The 18,568-nt window shown below is 67.6% G+C and carries 12 protein-coding genes; 4 read left to right on the top strand and 8 right to left on the bottom strand.

Annotated features, from left to right (window positions below; genetic code table 11):
* Window positions 1-50 precede the first annotated feature (50 nt).
* Window positions 51-677, top strand: a complete 627-nt coding sequence (locus EYZ64_RS14305) for a TetR/AcrR family transcriptional regulator (RefSeq protein ID WP_135454078.1) — start codon at window positions 51-53, stop codon at window positions 675-677.
* On the opposite strand, the gene EYZ64_RS14300 is transcribed toward EYZ64_RS14305, so the two are convergent.
* From EYZ64_RS14300 to EYZ64_RS14285, 4 genes are read right to left on the bottom strand one after another with little or no spacing between them, the layout of a single operon-like run.
* The gene (locus tag EYZ64_RS14300; protein WP_135454076.1) at window positions 674-1,699 is read right to left on the bottom strand and encodes a zinc-binding metallopeptidase family protein; all 1,026 of its coding nucleotides are present in this window, start codon (window positions 1,697-1,699) and stop codon (window positions 674-676) included. The genes EYZ64_RS14305 and EYZ64_RS14300 overlap by 4 nt on opposite strands.
* The gene (locus EYZ64_RS14295; RefSeq protein WP_135454074.1) at window positions 1,692-2,609 is read right to left on the bottom strand and encodes a transglutaminase family protein; all 918 of its coding nucleotides are present in this window, start codon (window positions 2,607-2,609) and stop codon (window positions 1,692-1,694) included. The genes EYZ64_RS14300 and EYZ64_RS14295 overlap by 8 nt, the downstream gene beginning before the upstream one ends.
* Complete coding sequence (locus EYZ64_RS14290; RefSeq protein WP_135454072.1) at window positions 2,606-5,296, bottom strand: circularly permuted type 2 ATP-grasp protein; 2,691 nt, start codon at window positions 5,294-5,296, stop codon at window positions 2,606-2,608. The genes EYZ64_RS14295 and EYZ64_RS14290 overlap by 4 nt, the downstream gene beginning before the upstream one ends.
* Window positions 5,296-8,601, bottom strand: a complete 3,306-nt coding sequence (locus EYZ64_RS14285) for a transglutaminase family protein (protein WP_135454070.1) — start codon at window positions 8,599-8,601, stop codon at window positions 5,296-5,298. Before EYZ64_RS14285 ends, EYZ64_RS14290 begins: the two co-directional genes overlap by 1 nt.
* 130 nt (window positions 8,602-8,731) lie before the next feature.
* On the opposite strand from EYZ64_RS14285, the gene EYZ64_RS14280 reads away from it, so the two are divergent.
* Window positions 8,732-9,475, top strand: coding sequence for a GAP family protein (locus EYZ64_RS14280; protein WP_286174895.1), 744 nt, complete (start codon window positions 8,732-8,734; stop codon window positions 9,473-9,475).
* Here EYZ64_RS14280 and EYZ64_RS14275 read toward each other — a convergent pair.
* The 3 genes from EYZ64_RS14275 to EYZ64_RS14265 are packed head-to-tail and all read right to left on the bottom strand — an operon-like array spanning window position 9,462 to window position 12,259.
* Complete coding sequence (locus EYZ64_RS14275) at window positions 9,462-10,409, bottom strand: DUF389 domain-containing protein (RefSeq protein WP_135454068.1); 948 nt, start codon at window positions 10,407-10,409, stop codon at window positions 9,462-9,464. The two genes, EYZ64_RS14280 and EYZ64_RS14275, sit on opposite strands and share 14 nt — an antisense overlap.
* A gap of 18 nt (window positions 10,410-10,427) precedes the next feature.
* Entirely contained in the window at window positions 10,428-11,774 is a 1,347-nt protein-coding gene (locus EYZ64_RS14270) for a DUF4253 domain-containing protein (RefSeq protein WP_135454066.1), read from the bottom strand.
* Window positions 11,771-12,259 (bottom strand): winged helix-turn-helix transcriptional regulator, encoded by a 489-nt coding sequence (locus tag EYZ64_RS14265; RefSeq protein WP_502702970.1) that lies wholly within the window; start codon window positions 12,257-12,259, stop codon window positions 11,771-11,773. The genes EYZ64_RS14270 and EYZ64_RS14265 overlap by 4 nt, the downstream gene beginning before the upstream one ends.
* An 81-nt stretch (window positions 12,260-12,340) precedes the next feature.
* Here EYZ64_RS14265 and EYZ64_RS14260 point away from each other — a divergent pair, with 81 nt between their 5' ends.
* Window positions 12,341-13,525 (top strand): thiolase family protein, encoded by a 1,185-nt coding sequence (locus tag EYZ64_RS14260; RefSeq protein ID WP_135460002.1) that lies wholly within the window; start codon window positions 12,341-12,343, stop codon window positions 13,523-13,525.
* Between the two features lie 80 nt (window positions 13,526-13,605).
* Here EYZ64_RS14260 and EYZ64_RS14255 read toward each other — a convergent pair whose 3' ends face one another.
* Window positions 13,606-14,055 (bottom strand): nitroreductase family deazaflavin-dependent oxidoreductase, encoded by a 450-nt coding sequence (locus tag EYZ64_RS14255; protein ID WP_135454064.1) that lies wholly within the window; start codon window positions 14,053-14,055, stop codon window positions 13,606-13,608.
* Window positions 14,056-14,224: 169 nt separating this feature from the next.
* On the opposite strand from EYZ64_RS14255, the gene EYZ64_RS14250 reads away from it, so the two are divergent.
* Complete coding sequence (locus EYZ64_RS14250) at window positions 14,225-18,517, top strand: AAA family ATPase (protein ID WP_286174893.1); 4,293 nt, start codon at window positions 14,225-14,227, stop codon at window positions 18,515-18,517.
* Window positions 18,518-18,568 lie beyond the last annotated feature (51 nt).

The following is an 18,568-nucleotide window of genomic DNA, read 5'->3' as shown; positions in this document are numbered from 1 at the left end:
GTAACCGGACATTTCGTCCACTTATTTCCCGGATCGGCTACAGTGCAGTGATGGACATCGGCGCAGACCTCCTTGCGTCCGACGACGCCGGCTCCGAACGGGTCGGCGCGCTGCGGGCCGATGCGGCCCGCAACCGCGCGAAAATCCTTGCCGCGGCGGCCACGGTGTTCGCCGGCCGCGATCCGCGAACGGTCACGATGGACCACATCGCCACGGCAGCCGGCGTCGGGCGTGGCACGCTCTATCGCCGTTACCCGAGCACCGGCGCCATAGCCGAGGCTCTGCTCGACGAACACGAACGCGCACTACAGCAGCAGCTATTGTCCGGCGAGCCGCCGCTGGGCCCGGGTGCGCCACCGGCCGAGCGACTCGCGGCGTTCTACGCGGCGATGATCGAACTCCTGGAGACGCACGCCGATCTGGCGCTCGGCGCCGAGACCGGGGGCGCGCGGTTCACCACCGGTGCATATGGTTTCTGGACCGCCCATGTACGCGCACTGTTGATGGAAGCCGGTGCGGCTGAACCGGATCCATTGGTCGATGTGTTACTGGCACCCTTGGCGGCAGAGAGCTTCGCCCACCAGCGCGCGCGTGGACTGAGCGTCGAACAGATCAAGGGCGCGCTCTCCCGGCTCGCCCACGGGATTCTCGATCCCGGTAGCCCGCCGGGGGTCTAGGCGGTGAGCTCGTCGATGACGGTGTGAACGAACCGCACCTTCTCCAGCACCGCCGGGGGCAACACGAACGGGTAGAGATCGTCGTGTCCCATCGACCGGTTCACCATGTTCAGCGACCATGCCAGTGGCAGCCACATCTCGATGATCGTGTCGAAACCGCTGGGCCCCAGTATTTTCCGTTCGAAGGTTGCCCCGGCCGGAGCAAATCCATAGGCCGCTGCAGTATCCAGGGTGTCGCGGATGTGCAGATAGTGCGCGAACGTCTCGGCCCAGTCTTCCGCCGCGTGCATACTGGCATACGACGACACGAATTCGTCATCCCAGCCCGCGGGCGGACCGCTCTGGTAGTGCCGGTCCAGGGCGGCCTGATAGTCGGCGTCCGGATCCCCGAACAACTCACGGAACCGCGCGGAGTAGCTCGCCGACGGGGCAACCAGCCGGTAGAAGTAGTAGTGGCCGATCTCGTGGCGGAAGTGGCCCAGCAAGGTGCGATACGGCTCATCCATCGCGATCCGGAGCTGCTCGCGGTGCACATCGTCGCCTTCGGCGAGATCCAGTGTGATGACGCCGTTGTGATGGCCGGTGAAGACCTTCTCGGACTCGCTGGAAAGCAGGTCGAACGCCAGCCCGAACTGGGGGTCCTGGTCGCGGCCGACGATCGGCAGCTTCAGTTCGTGCAGTTCGGCGATCAGCCGGCGCTTGGCCTGCTCCGCCTCGCCGAACGACGACATCGCCGCGGTATCGGTGTCGGCCGGCCGGGTCCGGGTGAGTGCGCACGAGGCGCAGAGCCGGCCGCCCTGCCCGATGTGCACCAGCCAATTGCATTCGGCCAGATGCAGATTCGCGCACAGCGCGTACTGGCCCTCATCGACGGCACCGGCGTGACCGTTCTGATCGGTGTCGGTGATCACCAGCAGCGCCATGTCGTCGAGCGAGAATCCCAGGGCACTGCCGCACGAAAGGCACAGAGAGTTCTCGAAAGCCAGGTGCTGGCCGCAGTTCGGACAGGTGAAATCACGCACGCAGCGATCCCCCTCGAACGGGCGGGTGCGGTGCCACATCCACGGACACCTCGATCACACTACTGTCCGAATCCGTGTAGATGATGCCGCGCAATGGGGGTACATCGGCGTAGTCGCGGCCGAACCCGGCCACGATGTAGCGCTCGTCGACCATCTGGTCATTGGTCGGATCCATTCCCAGCCAGACATTCTGCGGCGTCCACACCGACGCCCAGGCATGTGTCGCGTCCACCCCGATCATCCGTTCCTTGCCCGGCGGCGGATCGGTTGCCAGATAGCCGGAGACATAACTGGCGGCCAGACCGTTGGCGCGCAGGCAGGCGATGGCCAGCCGGGCGAAGTCCTGGCACACCCCCTCGCGCGCCGCCAGCACCTCGGCCACCTGGGTGGACACCGTGGTCGAGCCGGACCGGTAGGTGAAGTCGGAGTAGATCCTCGACGTCAGGTCCCGCAGCACATCGATCAGCGGCCGTCCGGGCACGAAACTCGGTGAGGCATATTCGCGCACCGCGTCGGTGATCTCCGGCGGCGACAGGTCCAGGGTGAACTCGGCGGCCAGCGCACCGTCGCCGCCGACCGGGCGGGCCAGCTCCCACGGCGCTCTGGCCGAAGCACCGGAATAGCGTTCGGGTGTAGGCGGATCCACCTCCACCACGGAGTGGCTCGTGATGCTCAGCGTGCGGTGGCGTTCGGTGACGTGGAAATACGAGCTGATGTTGCCGTAGGCGTCCCGGCTGGTGGAACGATCGGCCGCGTCCGGTTCGAGCACCAGCTCGTGGGACAGGCAACGCTGCCAGTCCAGGTCACGAGGCGTGAGAAAACCACGGCCGTAGGAGCTCGTGACGTCGTCGGAGTAGCGATAGACCGTGCGATGGGTGATGTCGTAGCAGCGGGTGCCGGGTTGGGTCATGGCACCACCCGCCGTTCGTCAGGTCCCCACAACGGTTGCATGCCGCCGGGCAGCGACAGGTGGGCCGCGGTGATCACTCCGGACAGGTCCCGCAGGCCGGCATGCATGCCGTCGAGCAGGGCAGCCAACTCGGCGCGGGTCCCCTCGCCGGTGACCTCCTCGAGGTCGGCCGGGTCGAGCCGGCGCAACCGGGTGGCCAGTTCGTCGACCAGACGTTCCGAACGCGACGAGCCCGACGATCCGGGCAGGGTCTTGAGACCGGATCGGATCCGCTCCAACTGGTAGATCAACGATCTGGGGTTCTCGGCATCGAACAACACCAGTTCCGCGATCGCTGCGATCTTGATCTGGCCGGGATTGCGCCGTCGGTAGATCACCGACGATTCGCAGGCGACCAAGGCCGACTCGGTCACCGCGCGTTCGGCTTCCGCGCTGCGCATCGTCGTCAGGGTGGCTCGCAGCAGCGCGGTGAGCGCCAGGCCCCGCTCGATGCGCTTACCGAGATCCATCATGGTCCAGCCGATGTCCTGCACCATCGACTCTGCCGCCACCCCGGACAACGCCAGCATGCCGGCCAGGGTCTGGCTGTGCGCATTGGCGAGGTAGAGGTCCGCGGAGGTGGGCGATTCGGGCGGAGCGGCCGATGGCCGCAGCACGGCACGTTCGACCCCGGCCAACACCATCCAGGTGTCGTTGGACATCTGGTCACGCACCGAGCGGGCGGCCAGCGCGAGGCGCTCCACCGATTGGGCGAGCGAGCCCGACCGGTGCCGGTCCGCGGTGGCCGACCACAGTGTGGCCGGGGCGATCGCGATCATCTCGTGATCGTCGTCGGCATCGCCGGTATCGGTGCCCGTGATCGATCCGAGCGCCGCCAACAGCACCGGAACACATTGGCTCTCTTCGAGATCCGGGCGATAGCGGAATTCGTGGTAGCGCTCTCGGGTGACGGTGAGCAACCGGGCCGTGCTCTCGGCACGTTCGGCGTAACGCCCCATCCAGAACAGGTCGGAGAGGACACGCGGCGAACTGACCGCCCGGGTAGAGCTGGGGATCGCGCCGGGCGCCACCAATTCGACCGAGACCACCGGGGCGCGCTCGGCTGTGACCCGCTGCGGGGTCCGCACCCAGACATCCTTGGCGGCAAGCGTGTTCATCCGGTAGGCAGAGTTTCCCGGGGCGACCACGTAGCCCAGCCCACCGATCATCGGGGCATACCCGCCGCGTTGCGCCACGGTGAACAACCGCATGCCGACATTTCCGGCCGACAACCCCTTGGCCCGATAATCGGTTGGTGCGGTGGAGAACTGAGGTAACTCCTGCCCCACCCACTCGACCGGCTCAGCCTCGATACGTGCCGCCAGATTCTCGCGATCTGCAGCCGACAGCGTCGGCCCGACGATCATCTCACCGCCGCTGACGGGCCGGATCAACAGTGAGGTCAGCTTGGTGAGCAGATGGGAGCGTTCGATGTCGATGCCGCCCCAGTACATCGGAGCGGCCGTCAGTTGCGGTTTCTCATCCAACAGCAGCTCGGCCAACTCCGGCAGAAATCGGGCCAGGCCCGGACTTTCCAGAATCCCGCTGCCCAGCGTGTTGACCACCGTCACCGCGCCGCGGCGCAACACCTCGACGAGGCCGACCACGCCGAGCCGGGAATCGGGGCGCAGATCCAGCGGATCCATGTAATCGGCATCGACACGGCGCAACACCACGTCGACGCGTTTGAGGGTGCCCAGCGACCGCATCCACAGCGTGCCGTCACGGACCACCAGATCGGCGCTCTCCACGAGTGGGAAGCCGAGCACACCGGCCAGGTAGGCCTGGTCGAAGGCTGTCTCAGAATGGATTCCGGGGCTGAGCACCACGACCACAGGCTCTTGGGCGGCCTCGGGCGCCGCGTCCAGAAGGGCCAGGCGCAGCGCCTGCGCCCACGGTGAGGCCGGCCGCGGGCCGATCCGCTCATAGAGGTCGGGGGCCGCGTGGGCGATGACGCGGCGGTCGGCCAACGCGTAGCCGGCGCCCGAGGGTGCCTGCGTCCAGTCCGCATTCACCATGAAGGAGCCGTCGTCGCCGCGGCTGACGTCGCAGCCGTGCAGAAACAACTGATGGCGTCCTGGCACCACGACGCCACGCGCGGCGCGCACGTATCCGGGATGGGCGAACAGCAACTGGGCGGGCAGTACCCCGCTGGTGATCGAGCGGCGGGCACCGTACAGATCGGTGAGCACCGCATCGAGCAGCCGGGAACGCTGCACCAGACCCGATTCCAGCGAATCCCAGTCCTGCGCCGAGATCACCAGCGGCAGCGCATCAAGATGCCAGGGGCCGGGTACGGCGGTGCCGTCACCGTCGGTGACCACCTCCCCGTGACGGTCCACCTGGATGTAGGTGATGCCGTCGTTGTCGACGAGGCCGCGCACCACGGCGCGGAGCCGGTCCAGACCGTCACGGCCCCGCTCGCCGACGCCCTCGGCCAGCTCCCGCCAGGCCGGGCGGACGTCGCCCGAGGCATCGACCAACTCGTCGTAACCGGCACCGCCGCCGTCGTCGCGCACGTCGAACAGCGCCTGCTGGGCCCGGGAACTGCGATAGGCGGCCAGTACGCCGTCAACATCCACACCGGTGTCCGCGGCAACACCAGTGGCTTGGGCTGACTCCGGTGAGCCGTTCGCACGTAGAACCATCAGTTAAGAACGGTACGCACCCGACGTAGATCCAGAATTCCGGGCGCGCCGACATCAGTGGATTGGCGTGCCTGCTTCTCCCTCAGATCCGCCAGGTCGATGGTGCCCGGGGTGAATCCCGCCGCTTCGAATCGACGGCCACGCCGCGACTCGGCCTCGACCGCGTTGACCGGTGGGGTGTCGTAGGACCGTCCACCCGGGTGTGCCACGTGGTACGTGCAGCCGCCCTTGGACTGCCCGGTGCTGCCGTCCACCAGTTCGAACTGCAGCGGGGAGTCCACGGTGATCGTCGGGTGCAGTGCGCTGGGCGGCTGCCAGGCACGGAACCGCACACCGCCCACCTGGACGTCGGGATTGTCGGTGGCCAGCAATGGGATCGGGTAGCCATTGGCGGTCACGATGTAGCGGTGCCGGTCGGCCCCGACCAGCCGCACCTGGACCCGCTCCACCGACGAGTCCACGTAACGGGCGGTGCCCCCGGCAGTCGACTCCTCCCCCAACACATTCCACGGTTCGATCGCGCCGCGCAGCTCGATCTCCACGCCGTCGCAGACCGTGGTGCCCACCCGCGGGAACCGGAACTCGGTGAACGGATCCAGCCAGCTGGTGTCGAAGTTGATGCCATGCGCCCGCAGGTCGGCCGCGACCTCGGCGATGTCATGAATCAGGAAGTGCGGCAGCAGGTATCGGCCGTGCAGATTTGCACCGTGCCGGATCAACGGAGCCCGCAACGGCTCCTCCCAGAACCTGGCGACCAGCGCGCGCACGAGCAGCGACTGCACCATCGCCATCTGGAAGTGTGGCGGCATCTCGAAACCCCGCAACTCCAACAGCCCCAGGCGCCCCCGCGCGCTGTCGGGGCTGTAGAGCTTGTCGATGCAGAATTCGGCACGGTGGGTGTTGCCGGTGATGTCGGTGAGCAGATGACGGAGGGCACGGTCGGTGACCCAGGCCTGTGCGGTCCCGCCGGCATCCGTGAGACGCGCGATCTCGGCGAAGGCGATCTCGAGTTCATAGAGCGCTTCCGACCGGCCCTCGTCCACCCTCGGCGCCTGTGAGGTGGTGCCGATGAACCGGCCGGCGAACAGGTAGGACAACGAGGGGTGGCGCTGCCAGTAGGTGAGCAGCGACACCAGCAGATCGGGCCGGCGTAACAGCGGTGAGTCGGCCGGAGTGATGCCGCCGAGGGTGATGTGGTTGCCGCCGCCGGTACCGCCGTGGGTTCCGTCCACGTCGAACGATTCGGTCGACAGCCGGGCCTGCCGGGCCTGCTCGTAGAGGGTCTCCAGTTGGGCCTTCTGTTCGGCGAAGCCGGCGGTCGGTGCGACGTTGACCTCGATGACGCCCGGATCCGGGGTGATCGACATGGCCGCGATGCGAGGGTCCGGCGGCGGCCCGTACCCCTCGATCACCACCGGCGTGTCCAACTTGGCGGCCGCGGATTCGACGCGGGCCACGAGGTCGACGAAATCGTCGAGCTCCTCGGTCGGGGGCAGGTAGATGTAGAGGAACCCGGACCGGATCTCGGCGACCAGCGCCGTGGTGGGTGCTTCGTCGGCGGGCTCGAGCGCGGCGTCGTCGGGTTCGGCGCGCACGTCGGTGCGCCGCGACAGCGGGTCGGCGTCGTAGGCCGGGCGCGGCGGATGCCAGCTGATCGCATTCAGCGGCAGCCGCAGCCCGGCCGGCGAATCACCCTCCGTGAGCACGATCCGGCCACGCCGCAGCTGCCAGTCCGCGCTGGCCCAGCCGGACCCGTCGGCGCGGCGGTGCAGGGGCAGGACGTAGGCGGCGGGCTGATCGACCGGGGCATCGAGCCGGGCCAGCAGCTCGGCCCGGGCGTCCGGGGTGTCATCGGCCAGGTCGTCGGCGGCGGCCACCGGCTCGCCGGCCGGCTGCCGCGCGGCGGCCGCCAATCGGCTCAGCGCATCCTCATATGCCGGGCGAACCTGACCGGCGGGAAGCCCGAAGTCGGCGGCGACCGCTGCGAGGATGCGCTGACCGGCGTCGTCGGCCAGGGCGGGCACCGCACCACCCCACGGATCGGCCAGCAGCGCCGCGTCGTTCCACAGTGGCTGATCGTCGGTACGCCAGACCAGGCCGATCTGCCAGCGCGGCAGGGGCTCGCCCGGATACCACTTGCCCTGGCTGCGCTGGATCAGCCCGGCCGGGGCCCACACCGCCTTGAGACGCGCCGCGAGCACCGAGGCTCGTTCGCGCTTGTGCTTGCCGTCGGCGTCGGTGGTCCATTCCGGATCGACCTGATTGTCGATCGAGACAAAGGTCGGCTCGCCCCCGACGGTGAGCCGCACATCGCCGTCGGCCAGGCGCTGATCCACCTCGGCACCCAGCTTCGTGATCGCTGTCCAGGCCGCGTCGGTGTACGGCAACGTCACCCTCGGGTCCTCGTGGATCCGAGTGACCACGTTGGAGTACTCCAGCGCGGATTCGCACGGTCCGGTGGCGCCGGTGATCGGGGCCGCCGATTCCGGGTGCGGGGTCGCCGAGAGCGGGATGTGGCCCTCCCCGGCGAACAGTCCCGACGTCGGGTCCAGGCCGATCCAGCCGGCCCCCGGGATGTATGCCTCGGCCCAAGCGTGCAAGTCGGTGAAATCCGCGGCGGGGCCGGACGGTCCGTCGAGGGCCTCTACGTCCGAGGTCAGCTGGACCAGGTAACCCGAGACGAACCGGGCCGCCAACCCCAGCCGACGCAGGATCGACACCAACAGCCACGCCGAGTCGCGGCACGAACCGATTCCGGTGCGCAGCGTGACGTCCGGGGTCTGCACACCGGGTTCCATCCGGACGGAGTAGCCGATATCGGCATTGACGGCACGGTTGAGCGCCACCAGATAGTCGATGGTGCGGGTGCCTGGCGGCACGGTGAAATTGCTCACCCACGCCTTCACCAGTTCGCCCGGACCGGATCCCTCGGCCTCCTCGTCGACCGGGCGCAGGTATGGCTTGAGATCCTCCAGCAGGGCTTTCGGGTACTCGAAGCCGAAGCTCTCTGCGTAATCCTCGATGAAGAAGTCGAACGGGTTGATCACCTTGAGATCGGCGATGAGCCCGACGGTGATGGTCAGCATGCGCGTCCGGTCCGGGAACACCAAGCGGGCCAGGAAGTTACCGAATGCGTCCTGCTGCCAGTTGATGAAATGGCCGGCCGGCTCGACGGTCAGTGAGTACGCCTCGATGGGGGTGCGAGAGTGCGGCGCCGGGCGCAACCGGATGACGTGTGGATGCAGCTCCACCAACCGGTCGAAGGTGTAGCTGGTGCGATGCTCCAGCGCCACTTTGATCCCCATCTACAGATCCCACCACATGGCGAACTCCCCCGCACTGCGTGCAACGGGCGGTCACGGTTGACGCGCCCGGATTCGGCCGTAGTCGGTCAGCGCTGGTTGAATTCAGCGGTGAGGTAACTGAGGTGAAGGGATGTGGCCGCCCGCGATGTGGAGCACCGTGCTGGTGATGGCCGCCGTGGCGGCAATCGATCCCCTGAGAATCGGGGTCGTTGCCTTCATGCTGTCGCGGTCCCGGCCCTTGCGTTTGCTGCTCCCGTTCTTTCTCTTCGCCTTCACCGCCAACGTCGCAGTGGGCGCCGCGGTGGTGTTCGTGTTCAAGAACGCCACGGGCGACGGCGGCAGCACGATGCCGCCGGGACTGGAGATCGGCATCGGCGCCGTGGCGCTGGTGATCGCTGTCCTGTCCGCGACAGGACAGCTCGAACGCCTGGTCAACCGGGTGCGCGCGCGACGGGCCGTACCGGTCGCAGTGGGCGACGGCACCGATACGCCGCCCGCGGAGGAGGCGGTGCCAGGTCTGTCGAAACTGCCAGCGGGGATGCAGGCCGCCCTGCGTGGTGAGGCACCGTGGGCCGCCGCGCTCCTGGGCCTCATCAACGGTTTCCCCACGCCCTACTACCTGGCCGCGATGGCTGCGGCCCTCACCTCAGGTGCCGCATTGGCCGAGCAGATGGCCGCAATGGTCGTGTTCAACCTCGTCGGTTTCCTGGCGGCGCTGATCCCGATCATCAGCTTCTGGGTGGCGCCGGAGGCCACCCGGTCGGGCGTGGAGCGGCTGTATGCCTGGATGGGCCGGCACCATCGCCTGGTGGTGGCCGTGATCGCCGGCGCGGTCGGAGTGTTCTTCCTGGCCTCGGGCATCAGCCACTTGTGACGGCGCGGCGAACCTTCGTGCGACTGCCGACTTTCGCGCGACGGTAGACCGCGAGCGTCAGCACACCGGCCATGGTGATACCCAGCAGGTTCACCAGCAGCTGCAGCACCGAATCGGCGGCGACATCCCAATCGCCGACGGTGGCGGCCACCACCGCGAAACCCGCGGCGGGGACGGTCGTCACCGAGATGAAGACACCCACCAGCGCGGCGGATTTCGACGATACGAGCGACAGCATCCCGGCGGCGCCGGCCAGCAGTGCGACGACGAATGAGAACGGTCCCACCTGGAAGATGAAGTCGACCTGGGTAAGTTCGCTGAACGTGGTCAGCTGCACCCATCCGAGCGCTTCGAATCCGAGTGTTGCCAGCCCGGTGACGACCATGGCCACCGGGAATCCGACCAGCAGCGCCGCGCCGGCCCGCCGTGCCAGCGAGACCCGGCGTTGGACGAGCGCGACGGCGAGCGCCGCGAGCGGTCCGAACTCAGGTCCCACCACCATGGCGCCGACCACGGTGATCGCCGAGTCGGTCACCACTCCGATGGCCGCGAGCAGGCACGCGATGCACAGGAACATCAGGAACGTGACACTGAGGCTGGATTCCTCGCGGGTCCGCGATACCAGCTCATCCCAGATCACCGCATCGGCTCCGTCACCGCCCGCGACATCCTCGGCGTGGTAGGCCGCGCTCGACAGCACGGTGTCGAGCGGCTCGAGGGTTATGGCGCCGAAGTGCTGCACATCAAGGGATTTCAACCGCTGGACAATCTCATCGGCCGCTTCCCGGGCGACATCGGCGGTGATCTGGTCACCGGCAGGATCAACCGCGGCACCGGCCAACAACACGATGTGGGCGACGCCGGGCTGCTCGCGCAGGACACGGAGAATCGGCTCACGCAGATCGGCCGGCGCTATGACGCGTAAGTGCAGCACCGGCCGAGACTAGCGGTTTCAGTCCCACCAGAAGGCCCACAGGGGGTGAGCCAGCATGCGCGCCAGCGCGTCGAGTGAGCCGGCCTGGGTGTTGACCGAATCGTCGCAGTACAGGTAAGCCTCCAGCGCGGCCGCCAGACCCTCCTGCCGGGTACGCGGCGGCTGGTCGACGGTCAGCAGCAGTGACTCGTCGTCGAGGGCGAGCAATTCGGTCCCGTAACGGTCTGACCAGCGGCGCAGGATCGCTGCATGCTCGACACCGCGAACGTCCGAGTTGATCGCGCCCGACCATTGGAGCAAGCCGGGTACCAGCCAATCGGCAGGGGTGGGCACCAGGGCCAACTGCGTGTACTCACTGCGAGAATCGAACTCGGCGAACTGCTGTTGCCAGTCTTCGGAGTCGACGGCCTCGAAGGCGGCCGGATGTCTCGGGATGTTGTATTCGGCTGTGCGCTCTTCGAATTCACGTTGCAGCCAGCGGACTCCGTCGAGTTCGGCCGCAAGCACGGGGCTGTCATCGGCGATACCGTCCATCCCGAGCCGGTGCCAGGCCGATTTGGTGAGCAGCACGGGCCACAAGCCCGTCGCCGGGAACTGGGAACGAACTGCCAGCCATGCCGCGGCGGCGGGTGCACCGGGCGGCACCGGTACCGACCACATGGGTGCCCGGTGGGCCAGCACGTCGTCATGGCGTTCCAGTTCGCCGAGATGGACGCCGAGCAAGGCCAGCGCGGCCGCCGGATCGGTAGGCGGCCGTACCGCGGCTGGTGGCGGGCCGGACGGGTCGGGCCTGAAGGGCGGCTGGGCAAGGGGCAGAACAGGTTCCGTAGCAATGGATTCCGGAAGGAACGGCCGTGCGGACGACGGCGCGAACGCTTCGACGGCCCGGCCGGTAAGGGCGCGGGCCAACCCGGTCAGGTCCGCGCTCACAGCGGCCACAGTGTTGTCCTGGATCGCCCAGACGGTCGGGTCCAGGTCGGGCCCCTGCCGGAGGAACGCGACGCCGTAGACCGGTACCACCCTGGGCTGATCGGCGAGCTTCGCGCTGGCGAGCCTCAGTGCCGCGTCACCACCGGGGTTGTGGCCCCAGGCGGAAAGCCACAGTTGACCTTCGCGCACCGCATGCAGCAACTCGCGAACCGGCCGACCGATGTGCATCCGCAAGGTCACCTCGTCGGCGTTGCGCCAGTCAGGCCAGCCGGAGCCCACCGGCACTCCGGCGGACAGGAAGTCACGGTGATCAGTGTTGAGCCGCAGAGAGAACCGGGACTCGAGGGCGTTCAGTTCGGCTTCGGTGAGTCCGGGTTCGATACGCCATCGGCCGTCTTCGGCGAGCGTCTCCAGCGCACGCGCACCCACCGTCACGACGTGTGACGCTCGACGCGAACGACGAGTTCGTCGGCCGGCACATGGTGTCCTTCCTCACAACGGATTTCGACGCCGGCCAGCGCACCGCACCCGTCATGCGCGAGCCGCAGCCCGGTGTCGTTGAGATGCTTGCGGCCCCACTCGAACATGGCCCACACCACCGGCATGAAGTCGGTTCCGGATTCGGTGAGCACGTACTCGTCGCGCTCGCGCTGACCGGGCTCGCGATAGGGCCGTTTTGCCAGCAGCCCGGCCGCCACCAGGTCGGACAACCGTGCTGAGGTTGCCGCCTTGGTGATCCCGACCCTGCGGGCGAAGTCTTCGAAGCGGGTCGTGCCGTAGAAGGCCTCGCGCATGATCAGCATCGCCGACTTGGTGCCGGCGAACGCCATGGTCCTCTCGATCGGGCAATGGCCCACTGCCGACCAGCTGTCCCGGTCGGCGAGCTTGCCCTGCAGCATTCCCACGGAATCAAACCCCATCCCTGAGTTGTTCTCACTATACCCAGGTGTTATACCTGGGTAGTCATCACAATACTCAGCGTGGAGCATCAGGAGGCCCAGATGACCGGATATGCAGACCGGGACGCAGTCATCGTCGGAGCGGTCCGGACCCCGATCGGCAAAGGCAAGGCCAACGGCGCACTGCACGGCGTCCTGCCGGCCGATCTGCTGGCCCACAGCCTGCGGGAGCTGATCACCCGCACCGGTGTCGACCCGGCACTCGTCGACGACGTCATCGCGGGCGCCGTGACCCAGGTCGGCGATCAGGCCGTCAACATCGCCCGCAATGCCCTGCTGGGCGCGGGCTTCCCGGAGACCGTTCCGGGGACCACCGTGGACCGACAGTGCGGCAGTAGCCAGCAGGCGATCAGCTTCGCCGCGCAAGGTGTGCTGGCCGGCGCCTACGACATCGTGATCGCCGCGGGTGTGGAGTCCATGTCACGGGTGCCCATGGGGAGCTCGGTACTGCCGGGCAGCGATCCGTTCGGCCTGGCCTTCGCCGAGCGCTACTCTGAAGGCCTTGTCCCACAAGGGATCAGCGCCGAGTTGATCGCAGCCAAGTGGAGCTTTTCCCGCGCCCGGCTCGACGAATTCTCGGCGGGCAGCCACGAGAAGGCGGCGCGGGCCACCAAGGACGGATTGTTCGAGGCCGAACTCGCGCCGATCGCCGGACTGAGCACCGACGAGATCATCCGCCCGGGGACGACGGTCGACACCCTGTCCGGATTGAAGCCGGCGTTCTACAACGAGGCCTATGCCGCCCGCTTCGGCCAGATCAACTGGGAGATCACCCCGGGCAACTCGTCGCCGCTGTCCGACGGCAGCGCGGCGGTGATGATCACCAGCGGGGCGATGGCCAGGAAGCTCGGGCTCAAGCCCCTGGCACGCGTCCATACCACCACCGTGGTCGGGTCGGATCCGCTGTACATGCTGACCGGCGTCATCCCGGCCACCGAAAAGGTGCTGGCGCGTGCGGGTCTGACGCTGGCAGACATCGACCTGTTCGAAGTCAACGAGGCGTTCGCCCCCGTCGTGCTGGCCTGGGCGCATGACACAGGTGCAGATCTGGGCAAGACGAACGTCAACGGTGGCGCGATTGCCATCGGCCATCCGCTGGGAGCCAGTGGTGCACGCATCATGACCACCCTGGTCAATGCGCTCGAGCAGCGCGGCGGGCGCTACGGCCTGCAGACGATGTGCGAGGGCGGCGGCATGGCCAACGCCACCATCATCGAACGCCTGTAGCCCGATTCCGGCCGAAACGGTATTCCAGCGGCGAAAGTGCGAGTCGCAGGCGGCTGGAATACCGTTTCGGCGCCGAGGGACTAAGCGCGGACGATTTCGAACAACGGGATGGACCGAGTGGTGTTGGCCTGGTAGTCGGCGAACACCGGCGCAACCTCGGTGATCTTCGGGTAGGCGGCGTCGCGCTCGGCATCGGGCAGTTCCCGGGCCGTTGCGTCGTAGGCGTCGGTGCCCAGCTCGATACGTACCTTCGGATTGGCCCGCAGATTGTGCACCCATGCCGGGTCTTTCGGCGCACCTGCGTACGACCCCACGATGAGCATCTTGCCGTCGACGGTCAGATAGGCCAGCGGCGAGAGCCGTGGCTTGCCCGACTTGGCGCCGGTCGTGTGCAGCAACAGCAGGTCGGCCTGCTCGAACGGGCCGCCGACCTTGCCACCGTTCCCCCGGAATTCCTCGACCACGTTGCGGTTGAAGTCATCGAGGTATTCCGTGTCGGTGTAGAACTTGCCCTTGTCCATCTCGGTCATGACTTCTCCAGCTTCTCCGGTGGCGCTTCTATTCCACGATGTCTGGCCCAGGTCGGTTCCAGACCCGTGAAAACGCGCCGAAAACGGTAGGCTCCTGCGATCCTGGCTATCTCTGACGATCCGGTCAATTCGCCTCGGACCGCCCAATCGGAGAGGGGCGCTACGTGCGGTGACATCGGCGACGCTCGACATCAGCGGCCGCGTGGTCGACCGACGACGCGAGCTGGGCGAACTTCGCGCCGCAGCGGCGTCAGCCGAACGGAACGGCGGGACATCCGTGCTCATCAGCGGGGTTCCCGGTGTGGGCAAGTCGACCCTCCTGCAGGCCTTCGGAGATGAACTCGCAGATCGCAACTGCACGTTCGCCTACGGCCGCTGTCGAGACGGGGCTCCGGCCCCGTATTCGGCGATAGGCGATGCACTCACCGCGCTGGTCCACTCCATGGTGGCAGCCGACCCGGCGGAGCGCGACGAATGGCGCGCGGATCTCAGCGTCGAGACTTCGCCGCTGACAGGCGTTCTCGGGGATCTCGTGCCGGAGCTGACCGACGCGCTCGGCGGGGCCGCACCGGTGGCCGACCTCGATGCCGCCGAGACCCGCCGCCGGTTGCACCGCGCCGTCATCCGTCTGCTTTCGATCACCGCCGCCCACCGGATGGTCGTGCTCGCCATCGACGACCTGCAATGGGCGGACCAGGACTCGCTGCTACTGCTGTCGGAACTGCTCGCGGTGGCACCTCGCGGTGTCCTTGTGCTCGGCGCGTACCGCGCAGGCGAGTTCGACGCAGCCGCAGCCGGCATCACCTCGCCCCACGTACGCAGTCTGGAGCTGGGCACGTTGGGCCCCGAGGACGTCGAGGAAATGCTCACCGACGTGACCGGCCGAAGCCTTGAGCTGGCCGAAGTGGCGGCCGAATTCCAACACCGCACCGGGGGCAATCCCCTCCAGATCCGCCAGCTGCTGTACCGCGCACAGCGTGAAGGAGCCCTGAACCCGGCCGGCGACGGACAGAGCCCGGTGTGGGATCTGCGCGCACTGTCCTCGATCGAGGTCTCCGCCACCGAGGCGGAGTTTCTCGGCAGCTACCTCAACCAGTTGCGTCCGTCCGATCTCGCGGTGTTGAGCTCGGTGTCCTGTATCGGCGGCGAGTTCGACCTGGCCGACGCCGCGGTAGCCTCAGCACAACCGTCAGACATTGCAGCACAAGCCCTTTGGGCATGTATGGAACTGCGGCTCGTCGAGGCGGTCGACAGCGGCGGCCGGCGCATCGCGAACGCGATCAGCCGTGACGCGCGTTACCGCTTCAGCCACGACCGGGTCGCCGAAACCGCTCGGGCCTACCTGTCCGACGACGCACAGCTCGAGGTGCACCTACGGCTGGGCAGGCGGCTGATCGAACTGGGCGACGAGCGGTTGTTCGAAGCCGCGCGGCACGTCGGGATCGGCGGCCTGGCCGGCACCGACGGCGCCGAGCGAATCCGCTTCGTCGACGTACTGCACCGCGCCGCCCGGAAAGCCCGGGCCCAGGCATCATTCCCCTTGGCGCTGGAGTACTGCCGCAATGCCCTGCGGCTGCTCGGCCCGCAGCGCTGGGCCACGAACTTCCCGTTGGCCAGGGAACTGCACCTCGACGCCGCGGACGCCGCACTGCTCGTCGGCGATGTCCCGGCGTTGTTCGCCTTGCTCGACGAGGCCGACGACGCGTTGTCCGACCCGGCCGACCGCGCCCGGCTCGCGTACCTGCGGCTCAAAGGTCGCGTCGCGCAGAACCGGTTGCGTGAGGCGATCGAGATCGGGCTGGCCGCGCTCGACGAGCTGGGCGAGCCGCTGCCTGCCCAGGCCGGCAAGCCACGGATGGCCAATGCGATGGTCCGGATGCGGCTGACGATGCGCCGTTGGAGCAACGACCGGCTGCTGGACCTGCCGTCCTGCCAGGATCCGCGCGTCATCGAGGTTCAGCGGATCCTCACCGAGATGCGCAGCATCTCCTATATCGTCCGGCCGAATCTCTTCCCCCTGTTGGTGCGCAAGCAGCTCGAACTCACCCTGGCCTACGGCCATACCCCGTCCTCGCCCCTGGTCTTGGCCAGCTACGGGCTCTTGCTGGTGATACTCGGTGATCGTTCGGGCGCCCAGCGGTTCGGGGAGGTCGGGCTGCAGCTGGCCGAGCGGCCGGAATTCCGGGAGGCCAGGCCGCAGACGCTGTTCATGCATCTGAACTTCATCCACCACTGGCGTCATCCACTGCGCGACGGGCTCGGCCTGCTCCGCGGCGCCGTCACCGAGGCCCTCGACCAGGGCGATCAGGAGTATGCCGGATTTCTTGCCGCGACCCTGATCTCCCAGTCGTTCTGGGTGGGCCGACCCCTCGCCGAGATCGACGCACTGGCACAGTCCCTGATCCCCCAGTTCCGTTCACAACGCGCACCCAGCATGCTCTGTCAGGCGCAACAACAGATGGCGCTGAACCTGATGGGCAGGTGCGAGGATCCCCTGCTGCTCGCCGGTGAGAGCGGCTACGACGAACGGGAGGTGCTGGCCGCGGCACAGCGTGAGGGCGACGAGGTCGCCATGGGGATCGTGGCGGCGATGAAGCAGGGTTTGTGTTTCTGGTCCGGCGACCACGCGGGCGCCATCCCGTTCACCGAGGAGGCCGTCGAGCACATCGACGGCCTGGTCGGCACCTCGGTCTCCCAGCTGGTCTACCTGATCGGCGCGTTGAGCCTGATGCAGAACGCGCCGCGCGACCGCGCGACCGCCCGCTTCGTCCGCCAGGCGATGAAGTTGCACCGCACCTGCGCCGAGACCGCGCCGGAGAACTACGCGGCGGCCTACGAGCTGCTCCAGGGCTCATGGGCGCGCGCCCACGGTCACTACGGCCAGGGTGAGCGCCATCTGCACCGGGCAATTGCGCTCGCCGAGACACACCAGCTACCCATGATCGGCGCCCGTGCCCACGAGGAGGCGGCGTTGCTGTACGCCGAGACCGGGCGAATGCCGCTGCGCGATCACATGTTGCGCTCGGCCTACCAACGCTGGCTCAGTCTCGGGGTGGCGATCCGCACGGACTGGCTTGCCCAGCAACATCCCTGGCTGCTCAGCCGCGACCTGGTACATCCGGGTGCGGTCGGTATCGACCCCGTCAGCGCCCACCAGTTGCTGCGGACCCTGGCCGGCGCGCGGACCGCCGATGGTGTGGCTCGCATCATTCTGGGCTCGGTCGCCGACACCACCGGGGCCCGCCGCGTACAGCTGCTCACCAGAGCCGCCGACGAATCCTGGGGTGTGCGCGCCTTCTACGAGCACGGCGCCGCCACGATCCTCGACGAGCGCTCGACCGAAGCGAGCTATGACGGCGAGCTGGTCCGGCTGGTTGCCTCCAGCGGTGTCCCGCATGTGGCCACACGCACTCTGGCGTCACCGATAGTGGTGCAGGACAGGGTGATCGGGGTGATCTGTGCCCAGCGCGACGATACCGGCGGACATTTCACGTCCGATCAGCAGGACGCGGTCATGTTCCTGTGCGCACAGGCCGCCGCACCGTTGTGGAACTTCCAGCTCGAGGCACGGCTGAAGGCCGCCGATGAGTACCGGCAGTCGCTGATCGACGTGCAATCCCGATTCGTGCCCAACGAGCTGCTGCGCATCCTCGACATCGACGACCTCCGCCGCGTACGCGCCGGCTACCGCGTCGAGCGCGAGATGACGGTCCTGATCAGCGATATCCGCGGTTACACCACGATGATCGAGGACATGAATGTTTCGGAGGCCGGCAATCTGGCGATGGGCTTCCTGCGCGCGGTCGAGCTGCCGATCATCAGCTGCAACGGTTTCGTCCAGGACGTACGCGGAGACGAGATCGTCGCCGTTTTCGAGACCCCGGACGACGCGGTCCGGGCTGGTCTGGCGATGCTGCGATCCTTGCGCGACCACAACCGGGAACGGCTGGCACACGGCTCCGAGGAGTTGCGCGCGGGCATCGGCATCAATACCGGAGCGGTGGGAGTCGGACTGGTCGGCGGCGTTAACCGCATGGTGCTGACCATCATCGGCGATGCGGTGAACCTGGCCGCGCGTATCGAGAGCACCAACAAACGTTACGGGTCCGCTTTGCTCATCTCTGATGCGACCATGACCCGGCTGGCTCGATCCCCGGGGTTCGACGTCCGACGCATGGAACGGGTGATGGTCGTCAACCGGCGCAGGCCGGTGACGATTTACGAAGTCTACGACGATGATTCGGATACCCTGCGGTCCGCCAAACGTGCGGCGCAACCCGCCTTCGCGGAAGCCTTCGCACTGTTCGACGCCGGGGATGTCGACCGGGCCCGCACCGCATTCAAGCGGTGTCAGCGATTGCTGCCGGATGATCCCGTCGCTCCGCTGCACCTGGCGCACTGCGAAGCGATGGCACGCGGCGAGATGACGCCCGGGCAGGAAGTGGTACTCCACCAGAAGTAGTTCACGCCGAAACGACCACACCCGCCGGTGCGGTCTGCGATGCTTTCCTGA

It is taken from the genome of Mycobacterium sp. DL99, from assembly GCF_004762045.1.
Classification (GTDB): domain Bacteria; phylum Actinomycetota; class Actinomycetes; order Mycobacteriales; family Mycobacteriaceae; genus Mycobacterium.
The sequence above is the reverse complement of the archived record's forward strand: the minus strand, read 5'-3'. Positions and strand labels throughout refer to the sequence as shown.

What these genes read in the sequence shown, in the direction of transcription:
- EYZ64_RS14305 (WP_135454078.1), top strand. Translation starts at nt 51, where the DNA reads ATGGACATCGGCGCAGACCTCCTTGCGTCCGACGACGCCGGCTCCGAA.
- EYZ64_RS14295 (WP_135454074.1), bottom strand. Translation starts at nt 2,609, where the DNA reads ATGACCCAACCCGGCACCCGCTGCTACGACATCACCCATCGCACGGTC.
- EYZ64_RS14290 (WP_135454072.1), bottom strand. Translation starts at nt 5,296, where the DNA reads ATGGTTCTACGTGCGAACGGCTCACCGGAGTCAGCCCAAGCCACTGGT.
- EYZ64_RS14285 (WP_135454070.1), bottom strand. Translation starts at nt 8,601, where the DNA reads ATGGGGATCAAAGTGGCGCTGGAGCATCGCACCAGCTACACCTTCGAC.
- EYZ64_RS14280 (WP_286174895.1), top strand. Translation starts at nt 8,732, where the DNA reads ATGTGGCCGCCCGCGATGTGGAGCACCGTGCTGGTGATGGCCGCCGTG.
- EYZ64_RS14265 (WP_502702970.1), bottom strand. Translation starts at nt 12,259, where the DNA reads ATGGGGTTTGATTCCGTGGGAATGCTGCAGGGCAAGCTCGCCGACCGG.
- EYZ64_RS14260 (WP_135460002.1), top strand. Translation starts at nt 12,341, where the DNA reads ATGACCGGATATGCAGACCGGGACGCAGTCATCGTCGGAGCGGTCCGG.
- EYZ64_RS14255 (WP_135454064.1), bottom strand. Translation starts at nt 14,055, where the DNA reads ATGACCGAGATGGACAAGGGCAAGTTCTACACCGACACGGAATACCTC.